This is a genomic window from Streptomyces sp. UH6, from assembly GCF_013421635.1.
GTDB classification, from domain to species: Bacteria; Actinomycetota; Actinomycetes; order Streptomycetales; family Streptomycetaceae; genus Streptomyces; species Streptomyces abyssomicinicus.
Window position 1 is genome coordinate 1 of sequence record NZ_JACADT010001094.1, and the last position, 1,792, is coordinate 1,792.

The following is a 1,792-nucleotide window of genomic DNA, read 5'->3' on the forward strand; positions in this document are numbered from 1 at the left end:
GAGGTCCGCCCGCAGGTCCGCCTCGCCCAGCGCGAGCCCGCCCACCGACGGGTCCGCGCGGGCGATGCGGAACGCCTCCTCGATGCCCAGCGCGCTCTCCAGCAGAGGGTACAGCCGCAGGCCCGCCCGGCCGAGGGCCGCGGCCTGCCGGGCCACCCGCACCACCTCCCGCGGGGAGACGACCTTGGGCAGCCGTACCCCGGACGGCCCGTCGCAGGGCAGCAGCGTCTTCAGGTCGGCGACGCCCTCCGGCGAGGACAGGGCGTTCACCCGCACGTGCAGGGGAACGGCCTGCCGCTGTGCGAGCAGCTCCGCGGTGGCCTCCCGCGCGTACTCCTTGCGCTCCGGCGCGACCGCGTCCTCCAGGTCGACGATCACGACGTCCGCCCCGGCCCGCAGCGCCTTGGCGACCACCGCGGGCCGGTCACCGGGCGTGTAGAGCCAAGTCAGCGGCGGTCTGGTCGCGCTCATACGATCCCCTCCCGCCGCAGCGCGGCGATCTCGTCCGGGTCCAGCCCCGCCTCGCCCAGCACCGCCTCGGTGTCCGCCCCGTGCGGCCGCCCGGCCCAGCGGACCGCGCCGGGTGTCGCGGAGAGCCGGAACAGCACGTTCTGCATGCGCAGCTGCCCGAGTTCGGGGTCGTCGACGGTGGTGATGGTGCCCAGCGCCCGGTACTGGGGGTCCTCCATCACGTCCCGCACGTCCTGGACCGGCGCCACCGCCGCCTCCGCCTTCTCGAAGGCGTCGAGCACCTCCGACCGCCCGCGCCGGGCGATCCACGTCCCGACCGCCTCGTCGAGCACGTCGGCGTGGGCGGCGCGCCCCGCCCCGGTGGCGAACCACGGTTCCGTGATCAGCTCGGGCCGCCCCACCAGCCGCATCACCCGCTCCGCGACGGACTGCGCGGAGGTGGAGACGGCGACCCAGGTGCCGTCGGCGGTCCGGTAGGTGTTGCGCGGGGCGTTGTTCTGCGAGCGGTTGCCGGTGCGCGGCTGGACGTGGCCGAGCTGGTCGTACCAGAGCGGCTGCGGCCCCAGCACCGTGAGGATCGGCTCGATGATCGCCATGTCGACGACCTGCCCCTCGCCGGTGCGGTCCCGGGCGGCCAGCGCGGTCATCACGGCGTAGGCGGTGGCCAGCGCGGCGATGGAGTCGGCGAGGCCGAACGGGGGCAGCGTGGGCGGCGCGTCCGGTTCCCCGGTGACGGCGGCGAAGCCGCTCATCGCCTCGGCGAGGGTCCCGAAGCCGGGGCGGCGGGCGTAGGGCCCGACCTGCCCGAAACCGGTGACCCGGGTGAGCACCAGACGCGGGTTGACGGCGGACAGCGCCTCCCAGCCCAGGCCCCACCGTTCCAGGGTGCCGGGGCGGAAGTTCTCCACCACCACGTCGGCGTCCCGGGCGAGCCGCAGCAGGGTGTCGCGGCCGGCCGGCGCGGACAGGTCGAGGGTGATGTTGCGCTTGTTGCGGCCGAGCAGCTTCCACCACAGCCCGATCCCGTCCTTGGCGGGCCCGTGCCCGCGCGAGGGGTCCGGCTTCGACGGGTGCTCCACCTTGATCACGTCGGCGCCGAAGTCGCCCAGCAGGGTGGCGGCGAGCGGCCCGGCGAACAGGGTGGCGAGGTCCAGCACCCGCAGCCCGGACAGCGGTGCGGGGACGGGGGACGGGGAGTTCGCGGTCGTGGGCCGGTTCATGACGCGTACCGTGCTTCGATCTCGGCGCGGTAGGGCATCGACGCCGACGCCCCCGGCCGCTGCACCGACAGGGAGGCGGCCGCGGCCGCCCAGCGCAGGGC

Annotated in this window: 2 protein-coding genes and 1 pseudogene; all 3 read right to left on the reverse strand. The window is 75.7% G+C overall.

The annotated features are described in order from the left end of the window. A partial coding sequence (locus tag HW445_RS29570; protein WP_257231363.1) for a CoA ester lyase occupies positions 1–471 on the reverse strand: 471 nt, incomplete at its 3' end. Next, positions 468–1,691 carry a CaiB/BaiF CoA-transferase family protein gene (locus HW445_RS29575; protein ID WP_180223893.1) on the reverse strand — a complete coding sequence of 408 codons (1,224 nt, stop codon included), beginning with the start codon at positions 1,689–1,691 and terminating at the stop codon, positions 468–470. The genes HW445_RS29570 and HW445_RS29575, both read right to left, overlap by 4 nt. Then, positions 1,688–1,792 (reverse strand): annotated as a pseudogene (locus tag HW445_RS33870) (ribokinase); the annotation flags it as partial. The gene HW445_RS29575 and the pseudogene HW445_RS33870, both read right to left, overlap by 4 nt.

Excerpts from the sequence above, each read along its gene's own strand:
- HW445_RS29575 (WP_180223893.1), bottom strand. The coding sequence starts at position 1,691 with ATGAACCGGCCCACGACCGCGAACTCCCCGTCCCCCGTCCCCGCACCG.